The sequence below is a fragment of the Cellulomonas sp. JZ18 genome (assembly GCF_009720485.1).
Classification (GTDB): domain Bacteria; phylum Actinomycetota; class Actinomycetes; order Actinomycetales; family Cellulomonadaceae; genus Cellulomonas.
The window spans coordinates 3,591,236-3,613,686 of record NZ_CP045245.1 but is presented as its reverse complement, the minus strand read 5'-3'; the positions used below and the strand labels follow the sequence as shown (position 1 = coordinate 3,613,686).

Here is a 22,451-nt window from a genome sequence, read left to right as displayed (position 1 = left end):
CCAGGGGGGTGCCATGTCCGCCACCGCACGTCGTCCTGCCCGTCGTCCGTCCCGCCACCGGTGGCGCCTGCTCCTCGCGACCGCGTGCGTCCTCGCGGCGGCGCTGCCCGCCGGCGGGGCGTCCGCGGCCCCGGCCGCCGCCCCGCCGCCCTGGCGCGACCCCGCCCTGCCGGCCGCGACCCGCGCCGCCGACCTCCTCGCCCGCATGAGCCTGGAGGAGAAGGTCGGCCAGATGACCATGGTCGAGCGGCGGTACGTGACCGCCGACGCGCTCGCGGGCGGCGGCATCGGGTTCGTCTTCTCCGGCGGGGGCTCGCTGCCGCCCACCAACACGCCGGTCGGCTGGGCCGACATGTACGACGGGTTCCAGCGCGCGGCGCTCGGGACCCGCCTCGGCGTGCCGGTGGTGTTCGCCGCCGACGCGGTGCACGGGTTCGGCAACCTGCCGGGCGCGACGATCGTGCCGCACCAGATCGGCCTGGGCGCCACCGGCGACCCGGCCCTCGTGCGGGAGGTCGGCGACGTCGTCGCACGCGAGCTGACGTCGATGGGCATCGTGCAGAACTTCTCGCCGGTCGTCGCGGTGGTGCGCAACGACCGGTGGGGTCGCACCTACGAGTCGTTCGGCGAGGACCCGGCGGCCGTCTCGGCGCTCTCGGCCGGCCTGGTCGCCGGCCTGCAGGGGACGTCCGTCGCGGCCCGCGACCAGGTGCTCGCCAACGCCAAGCACTACCTGGCCGACGGCGGCACGACCGGGGGCGAGGACCGCGGCGACGCGGCGCTCACCGACGCGCAGGTGCGCGCGCTGCACCTGCCGCCGTTCCGGGCCGCCGTCGACGCCGGGGTCGCGTCCGTGATGGTCACGTACTCCTCGATCCGCGGTGAGCGCGTGCACGGGTCGCGGCACTGGCTGACCGACGTGCTCAAGGGCGAGCTGGGCTTCCGCGGGTTCGTCGTGTCCGACTTCGGCGCCGTCGACTACCTCGACGGCAACAGCCGCGACACCACCGCGTACGACGTGCGCACCGCGATCAACGCGGGCGTCGACGTCGTCATGGTGCCGGAGCGGTGGAAGCACTTCCGCGGGCTCGTCGTGCAGGAGGTGCAGGCCGGCCGGATCCCGCTGTCCCGGATCGACGACGCCGTGCGGCGCGTGCTCACGGCGAAGATCGCGAAGGGCCTCGTGGAGTCGCCGTTCGCGGACCGGGCGCGGCTCGGCGAGGTCGGGTCCGCGGCCCACCGGGCGGTCGCGCGCCGCGCGGTCGCCGCGTCCGTCGTCGTGCTGAAGAACGAGTGGGGCGTGCTGCCCCTGCCCCAGAGCGCCAGCCGCGTCCTCGTCGCGGGCGACGCCGCGGACGACGTGGGCCGGCAGTCGGGCGGGTGGACGCTCGGCTGGCAGGGCCGCACGGGCAACGCGATGCCGGGCACGACGGTCCTCGAGGCGGTCCGGGCGACCGCGCGCGGCACGGTCACGTACTCACCGGACGGCAGCGCCGCGGACGGCAGCCACCAGAGCGCCGTCGTCGTCGTGGGGGAGATGCCCTACGCCGAGTACGAGGGCGACGACCCGACGGGCGACATGCGCCTGTCCGCACGCGACCGCGCGACCATCGACCGCGTCGCCGCGGCCGGCGTGCCGATCACGCTCGTGCTGCTCACCGGGCGTCCCCTCGACGTCAACGAGGAGCTGCACCAGGTGCGGGCCGCGGTCGCCGCGTGGCTGCCCGGCACCGAGGGCGCGGGCGTCACGGACGTCCTGTTCGGCGACGTGCCGCCCACCGGCACGCTGCCGGTGACGTGGCCGTACGACGCCGTGCAGCAGCCGATCAACGCGGGCGACGGCAAGAACGCGCTGTTCCCGCTCGGGCACGGGCTGCGGTTCCCCGCGTCGCAGTCGGCGTACGACACGATCGGCGCCTCGTTCTACGACGACCAGCGCGGCACGCAGGTCGAGACGTGCACCGACACCGGCTGCGGGCAGGCCGTCGCGCACCTCGCCGACGGGGACTTCGTCGGGTGGTTCGACGTCGACTTCGGCGACCGGTCGCCGCGCACCGTGAGCGTGCGCGTCGCGTCGGGCGCCACCGCGTCCGGGACGCTCGAGGTGCGCCGCGGCACGAACCGCGGGCCGCTGCTGGCGCGCGTCCCGATCACGCCGACCGGCGGGTGGCAGGCCTGGGAGACCCGGACGGTCCCGCTGAGCGCCGCGGTCACGGGGGTGCACCGGGTGTACCTGCAGGTGGTCGGCCCGGCGAGCGGCGCCGAGGTCGGCAACGTCGGCTGGCTGCGCTTCGCCCGCTGACGGGCGCAGCACGTCCCAGCACGTCCCGGCGCACGCACGCCGCCCGCGCCACCGCGCCACGCCACGTCACGCCACGTCACGTCACGTCGTCACCAGGTCACCAGGGGGAACCGTGCCCGTCGCCGACCGTCGTGCCCTGCGCACGCGCCTGCTCGTCACCGCCGCCGTCGTCGCCGCCCTCGCCGTGCCCGCCGCGGTGCCGGCGGCGGGGCCCGCGCGTGCCGCCGCCCCACCGCCCTACCGGGACCCCGGCCGGCCCGTCACCGAGCGTGCCGAGGACCTGCTGGGGCGCATGACCCTCGACGAGAAGGTCGGCCAGATGACGCTCGTCGAGCGGCGCTGGCTCACGGCCGAGGCGCTGTCGAGCGGCTGGGTCGGCGTCGGCTTCTCCTCCGGCGAGTCCCGCCCGGCCACGAACACGCCCGCGGGCTGGGCCGACCTGTACGACGGGCACCAGCGTGCGGCGCTGCAGAACCGGCTCGGCATCCCGCTGCTGTACGCCGTCAACGCCGTGCACGGGTTCGGCAACCTGCAGGGCGCGACCGTCGTGCCCCACCAGATCGGCCTCGGCGCGACCGGCGACCCGGCGCTCGTGCAGCAGCTCGGGCGGATGGTCGCGCGCGAGGTCAGCGCGCTCGGCGTCGACGCGACGTGGTCCCCCGTGACCGCCGTCGCACGCGACGACCGGTGGGGGCGCACCTACGAGTCCTTCGGGGAGGACCCCGCAGCCGTCGCCGCGCTGTCCGCCGCGTACGTGCGCGGCTTCCAGGGCGGGTCGGTCGCGGACCGCGACGCCGTCGTCGCCGGCGCCAAGCACTTCGTCGCGGACGGCGGGACCGCCGGGGGCGTCGACCGCGGGGACGCACCGCTGACGCGTGCCCAGGTCGAGGCGCTGCACCTGCCGCCGGCGCGCGCGGCGGTCGACGCCGGGGCGGGCGTCGTCATGGTGTCGTTCTCCTCGATCGCCGGCGAGCGGCTGCACGGCTCGCGGTACTGGCTGACCGACGTGCTCAAGGGCCGGCTCGGCTTCGACGGGTTCGTCGTGTCCGACTACGGCGGCATCGACTTCCTCGACGGCGACGCGGGCGACATCTCGGCGTACGACGTGCGCACCGCGCTCAACGCGGGGATCGACGTCGTGATGGTCCCCGACGAGTGGCGGCGGTTCCACGAGCTGGTCGTGCAGGAGGTGCGGGCGGGCCGGGTGCCGCAGTCCCGGGTCGACGACGCCGTGCGGCGCGTGCTCATCACGAAGCTGCGCAAGGGCCTGTTCGAGGACCCGTTCGCCGACCGGGCGCGCCTGGGCGCGATCGGGTCGGCGGACCACCGCGCGCTCGCGCGCCGGGCGGTCGCCGCGTCGACCGTCGTCCTGAAGAACGAGTGGGACGTGCTGCCGCTGCCGCGCAGCGCGAGCAAGGTGCTCGTGGCCGGGGTCGCCGCGGACGACGTCGGCCGGCAGTCCGGCGGGTGGACGCTGCGCTGGCAGGGGCAGACGGGCAACGCGATGCCCGGCACGACGATCCTCGAGGGGGTGCGCGCGGCCGTGCGCGGGACCGTCACGTACTCGCCCGACGGCAGCGCCGCCGACGGCAGCCACCAGAGCGCGATCGTCGTCGTGGGCGAGGACCCGTACGCCGAGTGGCACGGCGACGACGACGGGGACATGCGCCTGTCGGCGCGCGACCGGGCCGTCATCGACCGCGTCGCCGCCGCGGGGGTGCCGATCACGCTCGTGCTGCTCACGGGCCGCCCGCTCGACGTCAACGCCGAGCTCCACCAGGTGCGCGCGGCCGTCGCCGCCTGGCTCCCCGGCACCGAGGGCGACGGCGTCACCGACGTGCTGTTCGGCACGGTCGCGCCGACCGGGCGGCTACCCGTCACCTGGCCGTACGACGCCGTGCAGCAGCCGATCAACGCCGGTGACGGCAAGAACGCGCTGTTCCCGCTCGGGCACGGCCTGCGCTACCCGGCGACCGCCTCGCCGTACGCCACGATCGGCGCGTCGTTCTACGACGACCAGCGCGGCACGGCGGTCGAGACGTGCACCGACGTCGGCTGCGGGCAGTCCGTGGGCCGCCTGGCGGACGGGGACTACCTCGGCTGGTTCGGCCTCGACTTCGGCGGCACGTCGCCCCGCTCGGTGAGCGTGCGGGTGGCCTCCGGCTCGACGGCGTCGGGCTGGCTCGAGGTGCGGCGGGACCAGAACCTCGGGCCCCTGCTGGCGCGCGTCCCGCTGTCCCCGACCGGCGGGTGGCAGCGCTGGGAGACCCGGACCGTCCCGCTGTCCGCGTCCGTGACCGGCGTGCACCGCGTCTACCTGCAGGTCGTCGGACCGCCGGACGGCACCGAGGTGGGCAACGTCAGCTGGCTGCGGTTCGACCGCTGAGGCCCCGGGGGCGCCGACGGGTCAGACCCGCACGACCACCTTGCCGCGCACGTGCCCGCCCGCGCTGGCCTCGTGCGCCGCGGCGGCGTCGGCGAGGTCGAACACCTCGGCGACGTCGACGCGCAGCCGTCCGGCGTCCGCGAGCGCGCTCAGCGCGTCCAGGTCGGCGGTGCTGGGGCGCACCCACACGTAGTGGCCGCCGAGCTCGTCACGCGCGGCGGCGTCGACGATGGACGCGACCGTGCCGCCCTCGGCGAGCACGGCCCGGGTCGTGGGCACGAGGTCGTCGGAGCCGTAGTCGAGGACGACGTCCACGCCCTGCGGCGCGAGCGCCCGCACGCGGTCGACGAGGCCCTCGCCGTACACGACCGGCTCGGCGCCCAGCGCGCGCAGGTGGTCGTGGTTCCGCTCCGACGCGGTGCCGATCACGCGGGCTCCGCGCGCGGCCGCGACCTGGACCGCGAACTGCCCGACCCCGCCGGCGGCCGCGTGCACGAGCACGGTCTGCCCGGCGCGGACGCCTGCGCGCTCGATGCTCTGGTACGCGGTGAGGCCCGCGAGCGGCACGGCCGCCGCCTCCTCGAAGGACAGCGACGCGGGCTTGCGGGCCAGCGTGCGCACGGGCGCGGCCACCAGCTCCGCGAACGTGCCGCCCTGCACCCAGTCCTTGCGCACGTAGCCATACACCTCGTCGCCAACCTGCAGCTCGGGGGTGTCGAGGCCGACGCGCTCGACCACGCCGGCGACGTCCCAGCCGGGCACGACGGGGAACGTCACGTCCATGACCTGGTCGAGGTACCCCGCGCGCATCTTCCAGTCGACCGGGTTGACCGACGCGGCGCGCACGCGCACCAGCACGCTGTCGGGGCCGACCTTGGGGGTGGGCTGCTCGGTGAGCTCGAGGACGTCGGGGCCGCCGTAGCGGGAGTAGGTGATCGCACGCATACCGGTGGCAACCTCGGCTGGGTGCGCGCTCTTCCCGGCGGTCGCACGCGAGTGGCGCCGCCCTGCGGAGACACCAAGGGGCTCGCGGCCGGACGAGGGCGGGCGCCCGTATCGTCGGCCGCGGCCTGCCCGAAGACCGGGTGGGTCGGTCGTCATCCCGCGCGCCCGTCCCCGCGGAGGGGCAGACGATGTCTCGCATGCGAGAGTTGCGGACCGTGTGGGGGTTGACCGAGGGAGAGGGCGGGCGGGTGCTGCCCGACAGGCCCGGGACCGGTGGGCCGTTTGCAACCCAAGCGGCGGGCAGACGAGACGGTGCTGACCGACGAGCTGCTGACGCGCCTGCAGCAGCTCTCGGACCGGTGCGACCCACCGCCGTGGACCGCCCATGGTCGAGGGCCGGGACCACGTGGCGGGCGAGAGCGTCATCCTGGTCGGTCGGGCCGGGGACCGGGGCGAGGACCTGTACGTCGTCCGCGACAGCGGGCCGGCTGGCCAGGGCGACCTGGACCTGATCGCCGCCGCGCGCACGTACTTGCCGGGGCGCGTCGACGAGGTGCGTACCTTCCGGGCCGCTCTCGACCGGGTCGCTCCGTCTGCGACGGGAGCGGACGAGTGAGGTAGGGCTCGACCCAGCGTGTCGGCCGTGCTCGACTCATCCGGCGGGGACGTGGCGGCTACCGTCCGACGTCGCGGCGGCGCGGCGGCACTCGGTGACCTCCTCGTGATGGAGCCGAGCACCGTCCCGGTCGGGTGCTCGGCACGGGCGTCCTGCACATTTTCGCGTTGATGACTGGTGTGGAACCTCGACGCGTCCTCCGCACGGCGTTGGGGCGCGCGACGTGGCCGTTCGTCCCGGTCGTGATCCGCTGGGCACATCCTGGACCCTCGGACGACTAGAGCGAACCCTCATCTGGGAACTCGTCGAGGATCTTGTCCTGCACGTTCGTGGGGATCAGGGTCGAGTAGATGATCTGGCCGGGAGCTGGCTGCACCCCCGCCGCCCCTCCAGGCTCAGCGAGCCAGTCGTCGGCGGGGATGTCGGGGATGCTCCCGAGTATGTTCGCAATAAGACTCGGGTCGATGAACCCCTCGGTGGCGATCACTAGGTAGGCCTCGCCATCGTCTGCCCGGACGTGCGCGCTGACTGTCGCGTTCGAGAACTCAGCAGTCCACCCCTTGCCCGTCCGGAGAGAGCGAGCGACAAGCCTGCGGACGACGAAGCGGATGGCGAGCACGACGGCAACGCCTTCCTCAAGACGCAGGCGCGTTTCGTCCTGGGAGTCCGGCAGCATCCACGAGGAGTCTGTCTTGGCTTTGGTGCCCTTCGCTTCCCGCTTCGCGATCGTCTCGAGTTCGGCGTAGACGTCGTCAGCGTTGCCGGCGCTGCGTGACCCGGCGGCCCCGATCCACCAGCCGCCGACCGGCTGATGGTCGGCCGGAAGCTCGGTCACTGCAGCGCGGAAGCGCCCGGCGCGCTGCTTGAACCACACCCAGTCATGAAGTGACCTGATGCGCTCCGCGCTCCCGCTGGCGACCTCAGTCGGCGTCCTCTGCGCCTTCGCGATGACCGGGTGGTCAAGGAGGTGCAGGGGGTCGTTGATGGGAGGGAGCGGAAGATCGAGATCATCCCGAAGGCACCGAATCGTGGGCCTCACGGGGGATCGTCGCAGTCACTCATGGTCGGCAAATATAGAGGCGTGCGGCCCGTAGGTGGGATACCCACGGGCCGCACGCCTACTTGGTGTTGACGTCGTCAGCGAGTCTCGTCGATGCCGCCGAGGGCGGCGATCTCCTCCTGCGAGACTCCGGTGAGCACAGAGACGGATGCGCCGAGCGATCCGTCAAGCTGCTTCAGGGCGTTGCTGACGCCCTCCTGGATCGCATCGCGGTGGTTGTCGATGTACTCGCGCACCGCCTGGTCGACGATGTCCTTCTTCGATCGACCGAGGAAATGTGCTGTGTGGCTGATGAGCTGATCGGTGTGAGCGTCAACCTTGATCGGGGCGGCAAGAGTTGCCATGGCGCTGCCCTCCTGGCTGTGGCGTACGCGCAACTTTAGGCACGGTACCCAAGTACCGTCAACCACTAGGTGCGCGCGGTACTTGACACGTACCGCTAGGCTGCTGCGCGAGGTACGAGCATAGGCAGCAGCCTAAGCATGCTTGTCTGGTTCGGTGGCGTCGCTCGCGCAGAAAGATGCAGGTCAGGGCACTAGCGAGCATTGCTTCGCGATGCGAGGCACCGCTTCGGGGTGCCATGGCCCCCAGGCCATGGTCCACAATCTGGACGGTGGTGTGACCTGGAGGCCATCTTGCGGCTCACCGCGTCCGTACGCGCTCAGCCCTTGCTCAGGTCCCGTCCCGCAGCGTGGGGACCCATGAGCGTCACCGACCCGGTGCGCCGGTGGCGCGCCCGCGCCGGCACGGCGCTCTTCCTGCGCGTGGCCGGCCCGCACGGCGAGCGCAGCCGGCAGCGCATCCACCACCGGCCCGGTCCGCGCTGGTTCGCGCCCGACGCCGCGATCCGCGTCGTGCACGGGGACGCGTCGATGTTCGTCGGCGGACTGCGCTCGCTGCTGCTGCAGTCGCTGCACCCGGCGGCGATGGCCGCGGTGGCGGACCACTCCGGCTACCGCGCGGACCCCTGGGGGCGGCTGTCGCGGACCAGCACCTTCCTCGCCGTCACGGTGTTCGGCACGGCCGACGACGCGCAGGCGGCCGTCGACGCGGTCCGGTCCATCCACGCGCGCATCCGCGGCGTGACGGACGACGGCGTCCCCTACGCGGCGGACGACCCCGACCTGCTGCGGTGGGTGCACGTCGCGGAGATCGAGTCGTTCCTCGACGCCCACCGCCGGTACGGGTCGCACCCGCTGGGCCCCGCGCGGGCCGACGAGTACGTCGCGCAGGCCGCACGCGTCGGGTACGCGCTCGGCGCCGTCGACCTGCCCGAGACCGTCGCGGACCTCACCGCCGCCCTCGAGGGGTACCGGCCGGTGCTGCGCGCGACGCCGGCCGCGCTCGACGCCGCGCACTTCCTGCTGCGCGAGCCGCCCGTGCCGGCCGCGCTGCGGCTCGGGTACGGGGCGCTCGCGCAGGCCGCGGTGGCGAGCCTGCCCGCCTGGGCGGTCGACGGTCTGGGGCTGCGGCCCGTGGGTCCGGTCCGCGAGGGGGCCGCGCACTGGGCCGGGCGGCAGGCGACGCGGACCGTGCGGTGGCTCCTCGCCGGGCAGCCGACGGCCGCCCCGGGGCCGCCCCGGGGCCGGCGGCGGCGCCCGCCGCCTGACGCCGGCACACCGCGCGGGCACCGCACGACCACGTCTTCGTCGCACGTCCAGGTCAGGGCCCTGCTCGACGGGCGCTCGGAGCCGGCGACGCCTAACGTGAGTGCGCGCGTGAGACCCCACGCACACACCCCCTCGGAGGAGCCCAGTGAGCGAGCAGCGCACCGACGGTCCACCCGACGTCGACGGGGGGCTGCGCACCTCCCGCCCGCCGGAGGGGTTCGAGCCGGTGCGCACGTGGACGATCGACACCACCGCCGAGCTCTCGCGCCTGCGGCACGAGCTCTCCGCCGCGACCGGCGGCCTCGACCCGGTCGGGGAGCGGATGGTGCTCATCGCCAGCGAGCTCGCGACGAACGCGCTGGTGCACGGCATCCCGCCGACCGAGGTGACGCTGCTGCGCCGGGACGACCAGCTGCTGCTCGACGTCGCCGACCACGACGTGAGCAGCTCCCCCGCCATCGCGGGCGAGCGGCCGGTCGGCATGGGCGGGTTCGGCCTGCAGATCGCCCGTCGCCTCTCGCAGGACGTGGGCTGGTACGCCGACGAGGACACGAAGCACGTGTGGGCCCTGCTGGACGTCGCCGGGCCCTGAGCCCGGGCCCGGAACCCGGGCCGTGGACCCGGTGGCGGACGCACGAACGGCGGCGCGGACCCGGTGGGGTCCGCGCCGCCGTCGCGTGCGGGTGCGGTGCGTGGCCGGTCAGGCCACCGCCACCGGGGTGCGCGCCGCCAGCCAGCCGGCCAGCCGGTCGGGCCGGTCGGTGATGATCGCGTCGACGCCCAGGGCGACCGCGGCCGCCCAGTGCTCCGGCTCGTCGAGCGTCCACACCATGACCTGCAGGCCGGCCGCGTGCAGCCGGTCCACCAGGCCCGGGTCGGCCGCGAGCAGCGGCCCGTACGGGTTGCAGGTCATGACGCCGAGCTCGGCGCACAGGTCGAGCAGGTCGTCGCGGACCTCGAACACGAGCAGGCCCCGGCGCAGCTCGGGGGCGGCGTCGCGCAGGGCGGCGACCGTCTCCGGCCAGAAGCTCTGCACGACGACCCGGTCGGCGAGCCCGGCGGCGAGCACCGGCTCGGTGACCGCCCGCACCTGGTCCACGGTCCACGCGCCCTTGACCTCGAGCAGCAGGTCGATGCCGGGCCGGCGCAGCAGCAGGTCGACGACCTCCGCGAACGTCGGCACGCGCTGCCCCGCGTACGCGGGCGCGAACCAGGCGCCCGCGTCGAGGGACCGCACGCGGGCCAGCTCGGTGGCGCCCACGGCGCCCGTGCCGTCCGTCGTCGCGTCCAGCGTGTCGTCGTGGATCACGACGACCTGGCCGTCGGCCGTGCGCTGCACGTCGATCTCGATGGACCCGGCACCCGCCCGCCACGCCGCCTCGAACGCCGCGAGGGTGTTCTGCGGCGCGACGGACGAGTTGCCGCGGTGCGCGACGACGAGCGTCACAGGTAGGGCTCCACGTTCTCGCGGTACGCGGTCTCGATCTTCGGCGTGATCGACTCGAAGGCCGCCGCGGGGTCGGTGCCCTGCAGGACGATCTGCTCGATGCCCTCGGTGAGGATCGCGTCGGCGCCGGGCACGAACACGCGGATCCAGTCCTGCGAGCGCGCCTTGTCGGCGAGCTGGTCGACCGCGGTGCGGAACTGCGGCGCCTGCTCGTAGACGGCCTTCATCGTGTCGGACTCGACGGCGGACGTGCGGACGGGCATGTAGCCGGTGTTCTGCGAGAAGTACGCCGTCTGGTCGGTGCCCGTGAGGAAGTCCAGGAAGATCGCCGCGGCGAGCTGCTGCTCGGGCGTGCGCGAGGACGGGATCGCCAGGCCGGTGCCGCCGGTCGGGGTGCCGCCGCCGTCCGGGCCGTCGGGCAGGTACGCCGTGCCGACCTCGAACGTCGCCGAGTCGAGGATGCCCTTGAGCGAGCCCGTCGAGCCGATCGTCGCCGCGACCGTGCCGGAGGCGAAGTCGACGGTCGCGTCCTCCGAGACCGTCGCGAGGGGCGCGTCACCGTGGAACAGGCCGCGCAGGAACTCGCCCGCCTCGAGCGCCTCCGGCGTGTCGAGGGTCGTCTCCCACTCGTCGGAGTACTGGCCGCCGTGGCCCCAGATCATGTTCTCGAACCACCACGCGGACCACGAGGTGCCGACCGACATGCCGAGGGGCGCCGAGTCGGCGGGCAGCTGCGGCTGGAGCTGGCCCGTCCAGGACGCGAACTCCTCCCACGTCTCCGGGCCGCGGTCGGGCAGGCCGGCGGCCGCCCACATGTCCTTGTTGTAGTAGAAGAGCGGCGTCGAGCGGGCGTACGGCGCGGCCCAGTGCTGCCCGTCGTACTCGTAGTCGCCGTACAGCGCCGGGACGAAGTCGTCGGTGTCCGAGCCCAGGTGCTCGAACACGTCGTCCAGCGGCATGATCTGGTCGTTCAGGTGGTACCGGAACCACCAGACGTCGGAGGCGATGACGAGGTCGGGCAGCTCGTCCGTCTGCGACGCGGCCTGGAAGCGCTGGGCGACCTCGTCGTAGTTGGCGCCCGCGGTGACGAGCTTGACGGAGATCTCCGGGTGCTCCTCCTCGAAGCGCGCGATGAGCTCCTCCTCGACCGCCTTCGAGGCGCCCGGGTGGTTGCTCCACCAGGTGATCTCGGACGCGGGCTCGACCTGCGACCAGTCGACGTCGGCGGCGGCCCCGCCGGATGCCGACGGGTCGTCGCCCGCGACGCTGGGGGCCGTGCAGGCGGTGAGGGTCAGGGCGCCGACGGCGGCGAGCGCGCCGAGGGCGAGGGCGGACGGACGACGGTTCCGCGCGGTGCGGTGGAACACGGGGTCTCCTCGGGGGTGTGCAGCAGGGGTGCTGTGCGCGGCCGGACGGCGCGCGCGGGGACCGGACCGGGGGTGGTCCGGTGGTCGGGGCGGGTGCCGGGGCGCGGTGCGCGCCCCGGCGGACGGGTCAGCCGGTGACGGCGCCCGTGGTGAGGCCGGCGACGAGCCGGCGCTGCAGGAGCAGGAAGACGAGCAGCACGGGGAGCGTCACGACGACCGTGGCGGCCAGCAGCACGCCCCAGTTCGACATGCCCTCGACGTTCTGCAGGAGCGTCAGGCCCACGGGGAGCGTCATCTTGTCGGGGTCGTCGACGACGAGGAACGGCCACAGGTAGTCGTTCCACTCGGTGACGACGGCGACGAGGCCGACGGCCGCGACCGTGGGCAGCGACATCGGGACGACGAACCGCCACAGCCGCCGCCAGTGCCCCGCGCCGTCGAGCTGTGCCGCCTCGAGCACCGAGGGGGGCAGCGTGAGGAAGTGCTGGCGGAACAGGAACGTGCCGAACGCGCTGGCCAGGCCGGGCACGAGGATGCCCTGGTAGGTGTTGAGCCAGCCGAGGCTCGCGACGAACGTGTAGTTGGGGATGATCGTGATCTGCGGCGGGATCATCAGGGCCGCGATGACGACGAGGAACACGGCCCGCTTGAACGGCACGTCGAGGAAGACGAGCGCGTACGCGCAGCACAGGCCGAGGACGACCTTGAGGCCGGCGCCCGCGACGGTCAGGCCGACGCTGTTCGCGAAGAGCGTGCCCAGCGGGATGGTGTCCGCGGCCTGCGCGTAGTTGGCGACGTCGAACCGCTCGGGCAGCCACTGCAGCGGCACCTGGTAGAGCTCGTCGGGCCGCTTGAGGCTGGCGAGCGCCATCCACAGCAGCGGCATCCCGAGCACGACGGCCGCGACGACCATGGCCAGCACGCCGCCGCCGTCGAGCAGCAGGGCCCGCGGGGAGCGGCCGCGGTGGGCCGGTGCGGGCGGGGACGCCGCGGGCGGCGGCGAGGCGGGCGCCGCAGCCGCCGGGCGTGGGGGAGTCTGGACGCTCATGCGTAGTGGACCTTCCGCTCGACGTAGCGCAGCTGGACCGCGGTGACCGCGAGCAGGAGGAGGAACAGGATCGTCGCGCCGGCGGACGCGTACCCGGCCCGGCCGTTGACGAAGCCCTCCTGGTAGATCTGGTACATCAGCGTCGTCGTGCTGCCGAGGGGCCCGCCCTGCGTCATCGCCTTGATGATGTCGAAGGACTGCAGCGAGGCCAGCAGCATCGTGACGAGCAGGAAGAACGTGGTCGGCGCGAGCAGCGGCAGCACGATCGAGCGCAGCGTGCGCGCGGGCGTCGCGCCGTCGAGCGCCGCGGCGTCCCGCAGGTCCTGCGGCACCGCCTGCAGACCGGCCAGGTAGATGAGCGCGACGTACCCGAGGTTCTTCCACAGGTACACCACGACGACCATGACCAGCGGCCACGGCGGCGTCGTGTACCACTGGGGCGAGGTGGCGCCGAACCAGCCGAGCACGGTCGACATGAGCCCGTACCGGGGGTCGAAGATGAACAGCCAGAGGATGCCGACCGCGTAGCCGGACAGCACGTAGGGGGCGAACGCGACCGTGCGCGCCAGGCCGCGGCCGGGCAGGCGCAGGTTCAGCAGCAGCGCGAGACCGAGGCCCAGCGCGAGCGCCCCGCCGACCGTCGCGAGCGTGAACACCGCGGTCGTGGTGAGGACGCGCGCGGTGGAGTCCGCGGTGAAGAACTCGACGTAGTTGCCGAGGCCCACGAAGCGGGCGACCGGCGAGCCGAGGTTCCACTGCATCGTCGAGAGGTAGAAGCTCTCGACGAGCGGGCGGTACACGAACAGGACGAGCAGCGCGACGTTCGGACCGGCGAGCAGCGCGAACCACGCGAGCGCGCGACGGCGGCGGGCGGCGCCGGTGCGGCGGACGGTCGGTGCGGGCGGGCGGGGTCCGGCGGGGTCCGGTCCGGTGCGGTCGGCCCCGGGCGGGGCGAGCACGGCAGCCATGGGTCTCCAGGCACGAGGGGGCGGTGCGACGCACGCGCGGCCCGCTGCGGCGTGACGGCCGGCGGTGCCCGCGGTGCGGCAGGGGGCGACGTCCCGGGTGGGGCGCCGGGCCCGACCTCGGCCGGACCGCGGACCACGCTAGGGAGCGCGGATACCGCAAAACGGACGCGACCGCGACCGTTGCGAGCGCGTTGGGCGAGTGTTCACGCAGGTCAGCCGCCGTTCGACGGGCCGACGCCGCGCCGGGTGCCCGCGTTCACCGGCCGGTCCCGTGCCGTTCCCGCAGCACCCGGGGCGTCCGCCGGGCGGAGAGGAGGACACGGTCCGTCCGCTTCCCGGAGGAGGGTGGGGAGCGCGGCACAGGGCCGGTGACGGAGGGAGCAGCCATGCTGCGCGGAGTCGCGACCATCTCCATCTACGCCGAGGACCACGCGGCGGCGTCCGCCTGGTACACGCAGGTGCTGGGCCTCGAGCCGTACTACCGGGTGCCGGGGTACCACGAGTGGCGCGTCGGCGACCTCGAGCACGAGCTCGGGCTCATCGACGCCGCCTACGCGCCCCCGAACGCGCTGGGCGAACCCGGCGGTGCGGTCGTGCTGTGGCACGTGGACGACCTCGAGGCCGCGCACGAGCGGCTGCTGGCGCTGGGTGCGACGCCGCGCGAGCCGGTCACCGAGCGCGGTGAGGGCTTCCGCACGGCCGTCGTCGTCGACCCGTTCGGCAACCTGCTCGGGATCATGCAGAACCCGCACTACGTCGAGGTCGTGGGACGCCGGACCGCCGGCTGAGGCGCCTGCCGCCTCGCCGTGCGGGCGCGCAGGTCCCCGACGAGCATGGGGACGACCCTGGCGGGCGGTGCCGTCGCGCGCCGCCCGCCGCACCGAGCGGGAGGAGATGCGCGTGAGCGAGGAACCGGGCAACCAGACGCCGGACACGCCCGACGTCAGCGAGACGGAGCTGCGCGAGAAGAGCGTCGACGAGCTGCGCGAGCTCGCGAAGGAGCACGAGGTCTCCGGCAGCTCCGGCATGAAGAAGGACGAGCTCGTGCAGGCGCTCGCCGGGACGCTGCAGGGCCTCGCCTCGGGCGACGGCGGCGGTGGTGTCGGCGGCGGTGGCGGAGGCGGGGACGGGGACGCGGACGACGTCGGCCCCGGCCCGGACGGCGGGCACGTGCGCACCGGTCCCGACACCTCGAAGTCCCTGAAGTACTCGCAGGAGGTCACGTCGCCCGACGACGAGCCCGAGCGCGCCGGCCGCAGCCTCGTGACCACGAGCCACGAGGTCATCAAGCAGTGGGCCGAGGACCGCGGCGGGCGCCCGGCGACGGTCGAGGGCACCGAGCACGACGACCACCTGGGCGTGCTCCGGTTCGACTTCGGCGACCAGGACGACCGGCTCACGCCCGTGACCTGGGACGAGTGGTTCGAGACGTTCGACGCGCGGCGCCTGAACTTCATCTACCAGGAGGAGCGCAAGGACGGGAAGCAGAGCAACTTCTTCCGGCTGGAGAGCCCGGACCGCGAGGACGGCTGACGCTGCCGCGCGCCGGCCGCGACCGTCAGCGGTCGGCGCGCGCGCGGTCGTTCGGTGCGTCCGCGTCCAGCACGACGTCGAACGCGTCGACGTCCCGCTGCTCGACCGTCGTCGGCGCCTCCAGGTGCACCGCACCGCTCGGCAGCAGCCCCGCCCCGCCGAACCGCTCCATGACGCGCCACTGCACGGCGACGTCCTCGCCCGCGTGGTCGGCGGGCAGCCGGTCCCAGAACCCGAACCCGCCCACGTCCAGCAGCGCCGCGCGCCGGTACAGCACGCACGCGCCCACCCACGCGACCTTGTAGGGCAGCCAGCCGCCCTCGGGCACCTCGACCTCCGCCGCCAGGTGCACGAGGTTCGCCGCGTTGTGCAGGGTCCACCGGTCGAAGCCCGGCTCCCCGCGGCGCACCCGCTCGGGCCGCACGCCGTCGCGCCACGGCTCGAACGGCGTGCGCTCGTGCGGGCGGTCGTCGTCGAGGTAGCTCAGGCCCTGCACGGCCGCGCCGACGAACCCGCACCCCAGCGTCGTCAGGGCGTCGTGCATCCGCGCGAGCATGCCCGGCTCGAGCCACACGTCGTCGTCGAGGAACAGCACGGTGTCCGCGCGGGCCTGGTCGAGCAGGAACTGCCGGTGCTCCGCCAGCCCGCGCCGCGGCAGGTGGCGCAGCACCTCCACCGGGCGGCCCTGGGCGCGCAGCACCCGGACCATCGCCTGCACCGCGGGGTCGTCGGTGCCCGGGTCGCCGGGGGACTGGTCGCTGACGACGACCCGGAAGCCGGGACCGTCCTGCGCCGCGAGCCCCGCCAGCGTGACCGCGAGCGCGCTGGCGCGGCCGGACGTGGGGACGAGCACGTCGACCGCCGGTGCGGGTGGCGCGGCCGGCAGCGGCCGCGCCCAGTCCCCGGACCAGCGGCGCGTCACGACGCGCCCGCGCCGCGCTCGGCCGGCTGCGGCGCGTCCCAGCGGATGCGCTCGACCATCGCGGTCGTCGAGTGGTGCGCGACGTAGTCGAGCATCGCCAGCTCGCCGCCGTACGCGCGCACGGCCTCGGCCTCGGCGAGCATCTCGGGCGTGTAGTCCCCGCCCTTCGCGTAGACGTCGGGGCGGATCCGCTCGATGAGCGGGATGGGCGTGTCCGTGCCGAAGACCGTCACGTAGTCGACGCACGCGAGCGCACCGATGACGGCCGCGCGGTCCTCGGCGCCGTTGATCGGCCGCTCGGGGCCCTTGAGCCGGCGGACGCTGTCGTCGTCGTTGAGCGCGACGACGAGCACGTCACCGAGCTGCCTGGCCTGCTCCAGGTACGTGGTGTGCCCGCGGTGCAGCACGTCGAAGCAGCCGTTGGTGAACACGATCCGGCGTCCGGCGCGGCGGTCGGCCTCGAGGCGCGCGAGCAGCTCGTCGGGCGGCAGGACGGGCCCCGGCCGGGGCGGCCGGTGCGGGTGGCGAGGCGCTCGACGAGGTCCGCGACCCCGCACACGGACGTGCCGAACTGCTGCACGACGACGTCCGCGGCGGCCTGCGCGACCTCCTGGCACACCGGCAGCGGCAGGCCGGCGGCGCGCGCGACCGTGAGCGCGGCGACGAACGTGTCACCCGCGCCCGACGCCTGCTTCTCCGTCGCGGGCTCGGCGACCGTGCGGTGCGGCTCCTCACCGGGCGCGACGAGCACGGTGCCGGCGGCGTCGAGGGTGACCACCGCCGCCGCCGCGCCGGACGCGGCGAGGACGGCGTCGCGCTGCGCGAGCACGGCGGCGGCCCGGTCGGGGCCGCGGGCGGCCAGGTGCGGGACCTCGAGGAGGGCCGCGACCTCGGCGGCGTTGGGCGTCACGAGGTCGGGCCGCAGGTCCGCCCAGCGCCGCAGGTCGTGCGCGTCGACGACGGTCAGGGCCGGACGCGCCGCGGGGGACAGGAGCGCCTCGCGCACCGGGCCGTCGAGCGCCCCGACCCCGTAGTCGCAGACGACGAGCACCCCCGGTCACCCGGTCCGGGCGCCGCGCGCCGCACCGCCGCCGCGACGTCCTCCAGGACCGGGGCGGGGTACGGCTCGGACTGCTGCTCGTCGACCCGGACGAGCACCTGGTCGGCCGCGAGGATGCGGTTCTTCGCCGTGGTGCGGACCCGGTCGCTGACCACGACGCCGCCGGTGTCGACGCCCGCGTCGGCGAGCAGGTCGAGCAGGCGGCGCCCGTCCGCGTCGTCGCCGACGAGGCCGACGAGCCGCACCCGCGCGCCGAGGGCCGCGAGGTTCGCGGCCGTGTTCGCGGCCCCACCGGGCGCGTAGCAGCGCTCGGCGACGTCGACGACCGGCGCGGGCGCCTCCCGCGTGACGCGGTCGACCGTGCCGGTCCACCACCCGTCGAGCACGAGGTCGCCGACGACGGTGACCTCGGGTGCGGCACCGCGCAGGCGCGTCAGCAGGTCAGCGGTCACGACGGACATGCGGGCCCTCCCGGTGGGGTCGACGGTGGTGCCAGAGAAGCACGCGAACCGGGCACCTGCTCGTCGAGCGCTCCTCCGATTGCCGCGCCCCGGCGCGGGCACTAGGAAGGCAGCGGACCTCGCAGCGTCGCAGGCCCTCGTCCCCGACCGACCGAAGGAGCCCCGCCCGTGGTCCTGCCGAGCCCGTCCGCCCCGCTGCCCGCCGTCGGCCCCCTCGGCGAGCGGTTCGCCGACGTGCGGCGCATCGCGGTGCTGCGCGGCGGCGGCCTGGGCGACCTGCTCTTCGCGGTGCCGGCGGTCGAGGCCCTGGCGCACGCGTACCCGGGCGCGGAGATCACGCTGCTCGGCAGCCCGATGCACGCCGCGCTGCTCACCGGGCGGCCCGGGCCCGTGCACGACGTCGAGGTGCTGCCCGTGGCGCCCGGCATCCGGGAGGCGCGCGGCCAGGAGGAGGACCCCGCCGCGACCGAGGAGTTCGTGCGGCGCATGCGCGAGCGCCGGTTCGACCTCGCCGTGCAGGTGCACGGGGGCGGGCGCAACTCCAACCCGTTCCTGCTGCGGCTCGGCGCCCGGCACACCGTCGGCACCCGCACCCCGGACGCCGTCCCGCTCGAGCGGTCGCTGCCGTACGTGTACTACCAGCACGAGATGCTGCGGGCCCTGGAGGTCGTCGGCCTGGCCGGCGCCCCGGCGGTCGCGCTCGAGCCGCGCCTGGCCGTGACCGACGAGGAGCGCGACCGCGCCCGGCGGCACGTCGGCGGCGGCGACCGGCTCGTCGTCGTCCACCCGGGCGCGACCGACCCGCGCCGGCGCTGGCCCGCGGAGCGCTTCGGGGACGTGGCCGCCGCCGTCGCGGCCGACGGCGCGCAGGTGCTCGTGGTCGGGGACGCCACGGATGTCGAGAGCGCGGACGTCGTCGTCGCCCGGGCGCAGGCCGCGCTCCCGCCGGCCGCGCGCGGCCGCGTCGCCTCGCTCGCGGACCGTCTCGACCTGGGGGAGCTCGCGGGCCTGCTGAGCCTCGCGGACGTCGTCGTCGCCAACGACTCCGGCCCGCGCCACCTCGCCCGCGCGGTCGGCGCGCCGACCGTCGGCATCTTCTGGTTCGGCAACGCGGTCAACGCCGGCCCGCTGGGGCGCTCGCAGGACCGCATGCAGATGTCCTGGACGTCGCACTGCCCCGAGTGCGGCATCGACTGCACGCAGGTCGGCTGGACCGCGCCGCGGTGCGAGCACGACCCGTCGTTCGTCGCCGGCGTCGAGGTCGCGCCCGTGCTCGAGGACGTCCGCGACCTGCTCGGCACCGCCGCGCACGAGGCGGTCGCGTGAGCCTCGTCCGCCGCTTCGGCCCCCGCCCCGACGCGCCCGAGCTGCTCGCGCTGCGCGCGCTCAAGCTCGGCGACCTGCTCGTCGCCGTCCCGGCCGTCCGCGCGCTGCGGCGCGCCCACCCGGAGCACGAGCTCGTCCTCGCCGTGCCCGAGTGGCTCGAGCCGGTGGTCGCACTGGTGGGCGGCGTCGACGTGCTGCTGCCCACCCGCGGCCTGGACGACCCGCTGCCGGTCGAGCCCGGCCGCGTCGACGTCGCGGTCAACCTGCACGGCAGCGGTCCCGAGAGCCGCGGGCTGATCGCGCTGCTGGAGGCCCGGCGCGAGATCGTCCACCACGTCGACGGCTGGGAGGGTGGCACCCCGTGGGTGCACGGCGTCCTCGAGCGGGTGCGGTGGACGCGGCTGCTCGCCGACCACGGCATCCCCGCCGACCCGGACGACGTCGGGCTGCTCGTGCCGCCGGTCGAGCCCGTCGCGCGCGGCGCCGCCGTCGTCCACGTCGGCGCGTTCTACGGGTCCCGCCAGTGGCCCGTGGACCGGTTCGCGCGCGTGGCACGGGCGCTCGCCGACGAGGGGCGCGAGGTGCTCCTGACCGGCAGTGCGGCCGAGGGGCCGCGCGCACTGGAGGTGGCCGCGCTCGCGGGCCTGCCGCAGGCCGCCGTCGTGGCCGGCGAGCTGGGGCTGACGGAGTTCGCGGCGCTCGTCGCCGCGGCGTCGCTCGTCGTCTCCGCGGACACCGGAGCCGCGCACCTGGCCTCGGCGTACGGCATCCCGTCCGTCGTGCTGTTCGGCCCCGCGCCCCCGGAGGAGTGGGGGCCGCCGCCCGGCCCGCACGTGGTGCTCACGGACGCCTCGGTACGCCGGGGCGAGACGTTCGCGCCCGACCCCGACCCGGCGCTGCTGGCCGTCACGGTCGACGACGTGCTCGCCGCGGTCCGGTCACTCGACGGCGTCGCGCCGCGTCCGCCGGCGGTGGACCTCGCACCGGCCGCGCCCGGCGCTGCCGTGCCGGCCCCGTGACGCAGCCCGTCGCGGGGGTGGGCGCGGTCCGGTCCGGCTGCTGCTTGTCCGCCACGGCCCGACCGCCTGGAACCTCGAGTCCCGGTACACGAGCCGGACCGACCTGCCGCTGCACGCGTCGGCGGCCGGCGCCCTCGCACCGGTGCGGGAGCGGCTGCGCGGCGCGGGCGTCGCGCGCGTCCTGGTGAGCCCGCTCCGCCGCGCCCGGGAGACGGTCGACCTGCTGGTCGCCGGCACCGACGCCGCCGCCCTGCCCGTCGAGGTGCGCGACGACCTGCGCGAGGTCGACTTCGGCGACTTCGAGGGCCGCACCAAGGACGACCTGCGCACGGGCGACCTCGCCGGCCCGTTCGCGGCCTGGTTCACGCCCGAGCACGACCTGGTCGCCGCACCGGGTGGGGAGTCGTGGGTGTCGGCCCAGGAACGCGCGCGCCGCGTGCTGGACGACGTCCTGGCGGACGGCCGCAGCGCGCTGGCCGTCTCGCACGGCTACCTGCTCAAGGTCCTCGTCGTCACGGCCGTGCCGGAGGTCCCGCTCACGATGGTCCGCGGCGGGCACCTGCCCAACGGCGGCGTGACCGAGCTGGTCCACGACGGCGAGGCCTGGCACCTGCGCTCGGCGGGCTGGACGGCGGCCGCCTGACCCGGCGGCGGCGCGCCGCTCCGACCGTCGGCCGCTGCCGCCCGTGGCACGACGCGACGCCGCACCTGGGCGCGGTGGAGCACCTCCGGCGTCAGGACCCGGCCGGGCGCATCCAGGAGCTGAGGCCGCCCCGCGCAACGCCGCCTGCTCCGCGCTGGGGCCCGCGGAAGGGTCCGCCCGCAGCATGTCGTCACGCTCCCGCCGGGTCCGGCGGGACCGGACCAGCACGGCGGCACCCGGCACGACGACGGCGGTCAGCAGCGTCGCGAGCAGCGCGATCAGCACCAGGGCCTCCACGCCTCGACGCTACCGGCCCCGCAGCGCGGCGGCACGAGGGGCGGTGCGGGTGAGGGGCGTCACGGGAACCGGGCGGAACAGGACCCCGGGCGCCGGCGTTGAGACGCGTGCCGCCCCGGTTCATGACCCCGGGCTCCAACACCAGCCGCTACGAGCGGCCACGCGCCGTGAGGCGTCTGTCGGGGCGGTCGCGCCGGGCCGGTGGGTGATCCCACCGGCCCGTCGTCGTTCCCGGCCCTCGTCCGTCCACCGTCCCCGCCACCGTCCCTGCCTGCCTGCGGGCACCGGCCTAGGGTCGGGGGCATGTGGACCTTCGCCACCGCGGGACGGGTCGTGGCCGGGCCGGGTGCCGCCGAGGGGCTGGCCGAGGTCGTCGGCGGGCTCGGTCGGCGGGTGCTGCTCGTCGCCGGCGGGCACGCGGACGCCGACGCGCTCGCGGGCGACGTGCACGTGTGGCGCCACCGCGGCGAGCCCGACGTCGAGGACGTGCGCGCCGGTGTGGCGCGGGCCCGCGAGGTGCGGCCCGACGTCGTCGTCGGCTGGGGCGGCGGGTCCGTCCTCGACACGGCGAAGGCCGTCGCGGCCCTGTGCCGCGGCGACGGCGACGTGCTCGACCACCTCGAGGTCGTCGGCGCCGGGCGCCCGCTGCCCGCGGACGCGCCGCCCGTCGTCGCCGTGCCCACCACCGCCGGCACGGGCGCCGAGGTCACGGCGAACGCGCCCGTGCGGGTGCCCGAGCACGGGGTCAAGGCGAGCCTGCGGGGGCGCACGCTGCTGCCGGCCGTCGCCGTCGTCGACCCCGTCCTCACGCTCGGCTGCCCGCCGCCCGTCACGGCGTCGTCCGGCGCCGACGCGCTCACGCAGTGCCTCGAGGCGTTCACGACGCCGCGTGCGACGCCGCTGACCGACCCCCTCGCGCGCGAGGGGCTGCGCCGCGCGGCGCGCTCGCTCGTGCGCGCCCACGCGCACGGGGACGACCTCGACGCGCGCACCGACATGAGCCTCGCGGCGCTGCTGTCCGGGACGGCGCTGGCGAACGCGGGGCTCGGCGCCGTGCACGGCCTCGCGGCGGCGCTCGGCGGGCGCCTGGGCGCACCGCACGGCGAGGTGTGCGCCGCCGTGCTGGCGGCGACGACGGCCGCGAACGTGCGCGCGCTGCGGCGCACCGACCCCGACGGCCCGGGGCTGCGCCGGTACGCCGAGGCCGCGCAGGTCCTCACCGGGAGCGCGACGGCCCGCCCCGAGGACGCCGCCGCGTGGCTCGCGGACACGGTCGGGACGCTGGGCCTGCGCGGGCTCGCGGCGCTCGGCCTGGCGGACGACGACGTGCCCGCGGTCGCCGGGGCCGCGCTCGCGGCGTCGAGCACGCGCGCGAACCCGGTGGTGCTGGGCCGGGACGAGGTCGAGGACGTGCTGCGCGCGTCGGCCTGAGCAGCCGGTC

At 75.6% G+C, this 22,451-nt stretch carries 20 protein-coding genes and 2 pseudogenes; 11 read left to right on the top strand and 11 right to left on the bottom strand.

Annotation, left to right across the window (positions count from 1 at the left end; genetic code table 11):
- Nucleotides 1-13 precede the first annotated feature (13 nt).
- Nucleotides 14-2,302: a glycoside hydrolase family 3 protein gene (locus tag GC089_RS16280; RefSeq protein WP_155378517.1), complete on the top strand. Its 2,289-nt coding sequence runs from the start codon at nt 14-16 to the stop codon at nt 2,300-2,302.
- Nucleotides 2,303-2,414: 112 nt separating this feature from the next.
- A complete protein-coding gene (locus GC089_RS16275) occupies nt 2,415-4,688 on the top strand; it encodes a glycoside hydrolase family 3 N-terminal domain-containing protein (RefSeq protein WP_155378516.1) in 2,274 nt (757 codons plus the stop codon).
- 21 nt (nt 4,689-4,709) lie between these two features.
- On the opposite strand, the gene GC089_RS16270 is transcribed toward GC089_RS16275, so the two are convergent.
- A complete protein-coding gene (locus GC089_RS16270) occupies nt 4,710-5,633 on the bottom strand; it encodes an NADP-dependent oxidoreductase (protein ID WP_155378515.1) in 924 nt (307 codons plus the stop codon).
- A gap of 385 nt (nt 5,634-6,018) precedes the next feature.
- On the opposite strand from GC089_RS16270, the gene GC089_RS16265 reads away from it, so the two are divergent.
- On the top strand, nt 6,019-6,249 hold the full coding sequence (locus GC089_RS16265) for a hypothetical protein (protein ID WP_155378514.1): 231 nt from the start codon (nt 6,019-6,021) through the stop codon (nt 6,247-6,249).
- A gap of 277 nt (nt 6,250-6,526) precedes the next feature.
- Here the strand turns inward: GC089_RS16265 and GC089_RS16260 are convergent, their stop codons facing one another.
- Together GC089_RS16260 and GC089_RS16255 are read right to left on the bottom strand one after the other, a co-directional pair.
- Nucleotides 6,527-7,288: a hypothetical protein gene (locus tag GC089_RS16260; RefSeq protein WP_155378513.1), complete on the bottom strand. Its 762-nt coding sequence runs from the start codon at nt 7,286-7,288 to the stop codon at nt 6,527-6,529.
- 98 nt (nt 7,289-7,386) lie between these two features.
- A complete protein-coding gene (locus tag GC089_RS16255) occupies nt 7,387-7,653 on the bottom strand; it encodes a hypothetical protein (protein WP_155378512.1) in 267 nt (88 codons plus the stop codon).
- Between the two features lie 357 nt (nt 7,654-8,010).
- On the opposite strand from GC089_RS16255, the pseudogene GC089_RS16250 reads away from it, so the two are divergent.
- Nucleotides 8,011-8,838: pseudogene (locus tag GC089_RS16250) on the top strand (oxygenase MpaB family protein); the annotation flags it as partial.
- A gap of 226 nt (nt 8,839-9,064) precedes the next feature.
- Entirely contained in the window at nt 9,065-9,511 is a 447-nt protein-coding gene (locus tag GC089_RS16245) for an ATP-binding protein (RefSeq protein WP_230685295.1), read from the top strand.
- A 108-nt stretch (nt 9,512-9,619) separates the two neighbouring features.
- On the opposite strand, the gene GC089_RS16240 is transcribed toward GC089_RS16245, so the two are convergent.
- The 4 genes from GC089_RS16240 to GC089_RS16225 all read right to left on the bottom strand — a co-directional run bounded on the left by GC089_RS16240 (nt 9,620) and on the right by GC089_RS16225 (nt 13,749).
- Entirely contained in the window at nt 9,620-10,366 is a 747-nt protein-coding gene (locus tag GC089_RS16240; RefSeq protein ID WP_155378511.1) for a glycerophosphodiester phosphodiesterase family protein, read from the bottom strand.
- On the bottom strand, nt 10,363-11,733 hold the full coding sequence (locus tag GC089_RS16235) for an ABC transporter substrate-binding protein (RefSeq protein WP_155378510.1): 1,371 nt from the start codon (nt 11,731-11,733) through the stop codon (nt 10,363-10,365). Before GC089_RS16235 ends, GC089_RS16240 begins: the two co-directional genes overlap by 4 nt.
- Before the next feature lie 127 nt (nt 11,734-11,860).
- Nucleotides 11,861-12,781, bottom strand: a complete 921-nt coding sequence (locus tag GC089_RS16230; protein ID WP_155378509.1) for a carbohydrate ABC transporter permease — start codon at nt 12,779-12,781, stop codon at nt 11,861-11,863.
- Nucleotides 12,778-13,749 carry a carbohydrate ABC transporter permease gene (locus tag GC089_RS16225; RefSeq protein ID WP_155378508.1) on the bottom strand — a complete coding sequence of 324 codons (972 nt, stop codon included), beginning with the start codon at nt 13,747-13,749 and terminating at the stop codon, nt 12,778-12,780. Before GC089_RS16225 ends, GC089_RS16230 begins: the two co-directional genes overlap by 4 nt.
- A 386-nt stretch (nt 13,750-14,135) precedes the next feature.
- On the opposite strand from GC089_RS16225, the gene GC089_RS16220 reads away from it, so the two are divergent.
- Entirely contained in the window at nt 14,136-14,537 is a 402-nt protein-coding gene (locus tag GC089_RS16220; RefSeq protein ID WP_155378507.1) for a VOC family protein, read from the top strand.
- A gap of 112 nt (nt 14,538-14,649) precedes the next feature.
- A complete protein-coding gene (locus tag GC089_RS16215; protein WP_230684892.1) occupies nt 14,650-15,282 on the top strand; it encodes a Rho termination factor N-terminal domain-containing protein in 633 nt (210 codons plus the stop codon).
- A gap of 25 nt (nt 15,283-15,307) precedes the next feature.
- On the opposite strand, the gene GC089_RS16210 is transcribed toward GC089_RS16215, so the two are convergent.
- The 4 genes and pseudogenes from GC089_RS16210 to GC089_RS20240 form a co-directional block, all read right to left on the bottom strand.
- Nucleotides 15,308-16,204 carry a glycosyltransferase family 2 protein gene (locus tag GC089_RS16210; protein WP_155378506.1) on the bottom strand — a complete coding sequence of 299 codons (897 nt, stop codon included), beginning with the start codon at nt 16,202-16,204 and terminating at the stop codon, nt 15,308-15,310.
- Complete coding sequence (locus GC089_RS20250; RefSeq protein ID WP_370514028.1) at nt 16,201-16,611, bottom strand: adenylyltransferase/cytidyltransferase family protein; 411 nt, start codon at nt 16,609-16,611, stop codon at nt 16,201-16,203. The genes GC089_RS16210 and GC089_RS20250 overlap by 4 nt, the downstream gene beginning before the upstream one ends.
- Before the next feature lie 209 nt (nt 16,612-16,820).
- Nucleotides 16,821-17,114 (bottom strand): annotated as a pseudogene (locus tag GC089_RS20245) (PfkB family carbohydrate kinase); the annotation flags it as partial.
- 53 nt (nt 17,115-17,167) lie between these two features.
- Complete coding sequence (locus GC089_RS20240) at nt 17,168-17,725, bottom strand: PfkB family carbohydrate kinase (RefSeq protein ID WP_370514027.1); 558 nt, start codon at nt 17,723-17,725, stop codon at nt 17,168-17,170.
- 168 nt (nt 17,726-17,893) lie between these two features.
- On the opposite strand from GC089_RS20240, the gene GC089_RS16200 reads away from it, so the two are divergent.
- From GC089_RS16200 to GC089_RS16185, 4 genes are all read left to right on the top strand, one after another.
- A complete protein-coding gene (locus GC089_RS16200; RefSeq protein ID WP_230684891.1) occupies nt 17,894-19,051 on the top strand; it encodes a glycosyltransferase family 9 protein in 1,158 nt (385 codons plus the stop codon).
- Nucleotides 19,048-20,070, top strand: coding sequence for a glycosyltransferase family 9 protein (locus tag GC089_RS16195; RefSeq protein ID WP_155378505.1), 1,023 nt, complete (start codon nt 19,048-19,050; stop codon nt 20,068-20,070). Before GC089_RS16200 ends, GC089_RS16195 begins: the two co-directional genes overlap by 4 nt.
- Nucleotides 20,051-20,713, top strand: coding sequence for a histidine phosphatase family protein (locus GC089_RS16190; protein ID WP_155378504.1), 663 nt, complete (start codon nt 20,051-20,053; stop codon nt 20,711-20,713). Before GC089_RS16195 ends, GC089_RS16190 begins: the two co-directional genes overlap by 20 nt.
- Before the next feature lie 600 nt (nt 20,714-21,313).
- On the top strand, nt 21,314-22,441 hold the full coding sequence (locus tag GC089_RS16185; protein ID WP_155378503.1) for an iron-containing alcohol dehydrogenase: 1,128 nt from the start codon (nt 21,314-21,316) through the stop codon (nt 22,439-22,441).
- The last annotated feature ends 10 nt before the right edge of the window (nt 22,442-22,451 follow it).

What these genes read in the sequence shown, in the direction of transcription:
- GC089_RS16280 (WP_155378517.1), top strand. Translation starts at nt 14, where the DNA reads ATGTCCGCCACCGCACGTCGTCCTGCCCGTCGTCCGTCCCGCCACCGG.
- GC089_RS16270 (WP_155378515.1), bottom strand. Translation starts at nt 5,633, where the DNA reads ATGCGTGCGATCACCTACTCCCGCTACGGCGGCCCCGACGTCCTCGAG.
- GC089_RS16265 (WP_155378514.1), top strand. Translation starts at nt 6,019, where the DNA reads ATGGTCGAGGGCCGGGACCACGTGGCGGGCGAGAGCGTCATCCTGGTC.
- GC089_RS16255 (WP_155378512.1), bottom strand. Translation starts at nt 7,653, where the DNA reads ATGGCAACTCTTGCCGCCCCGATCAAGGTTGACGCTCACACCGATCAG.
- GC089_RS16230 (WP_155378509.1), bottom strand. Translation starts at nt 12,781, where the DNA reads ATGAGCGTCCAGACTCCCCCACGCCCGGCGGCTGCGGCGCCCGCCTCG.
- GC089_RS16225 (WP_155378508.1), bottom strand. Translation starts at nt 13,749, where the DNA reads ATGGCTGCCGTGCTCGCCCCGCCCGGGGCCGACCGCACCGGACCGGAC.
- GC089_RS16220 (WP_155378507.1), top strand. Translation starts at nt 14,136, where the DNA reads ATGCTGCGCGGAGTCGCGACCATCTCCATCTACGCCGAGGACCACGCG.
- GC089_RS20240 (WP_370514027.1), bottom strand. Translation starts at nt 17,725, where the DNA reads ATGTCCGTCGTGACCGCTGACCTGCTGACGCGCCTGCGCGGTGCCGCA.
- GC089_RS16185 (WP_155378503.1), top strand. Translation starts at nt 21,314, where the DNA reads ATGTGGACCTTCGCCACCGCGGGACGGGTCGTGGCCGGGCCGGGTGCC.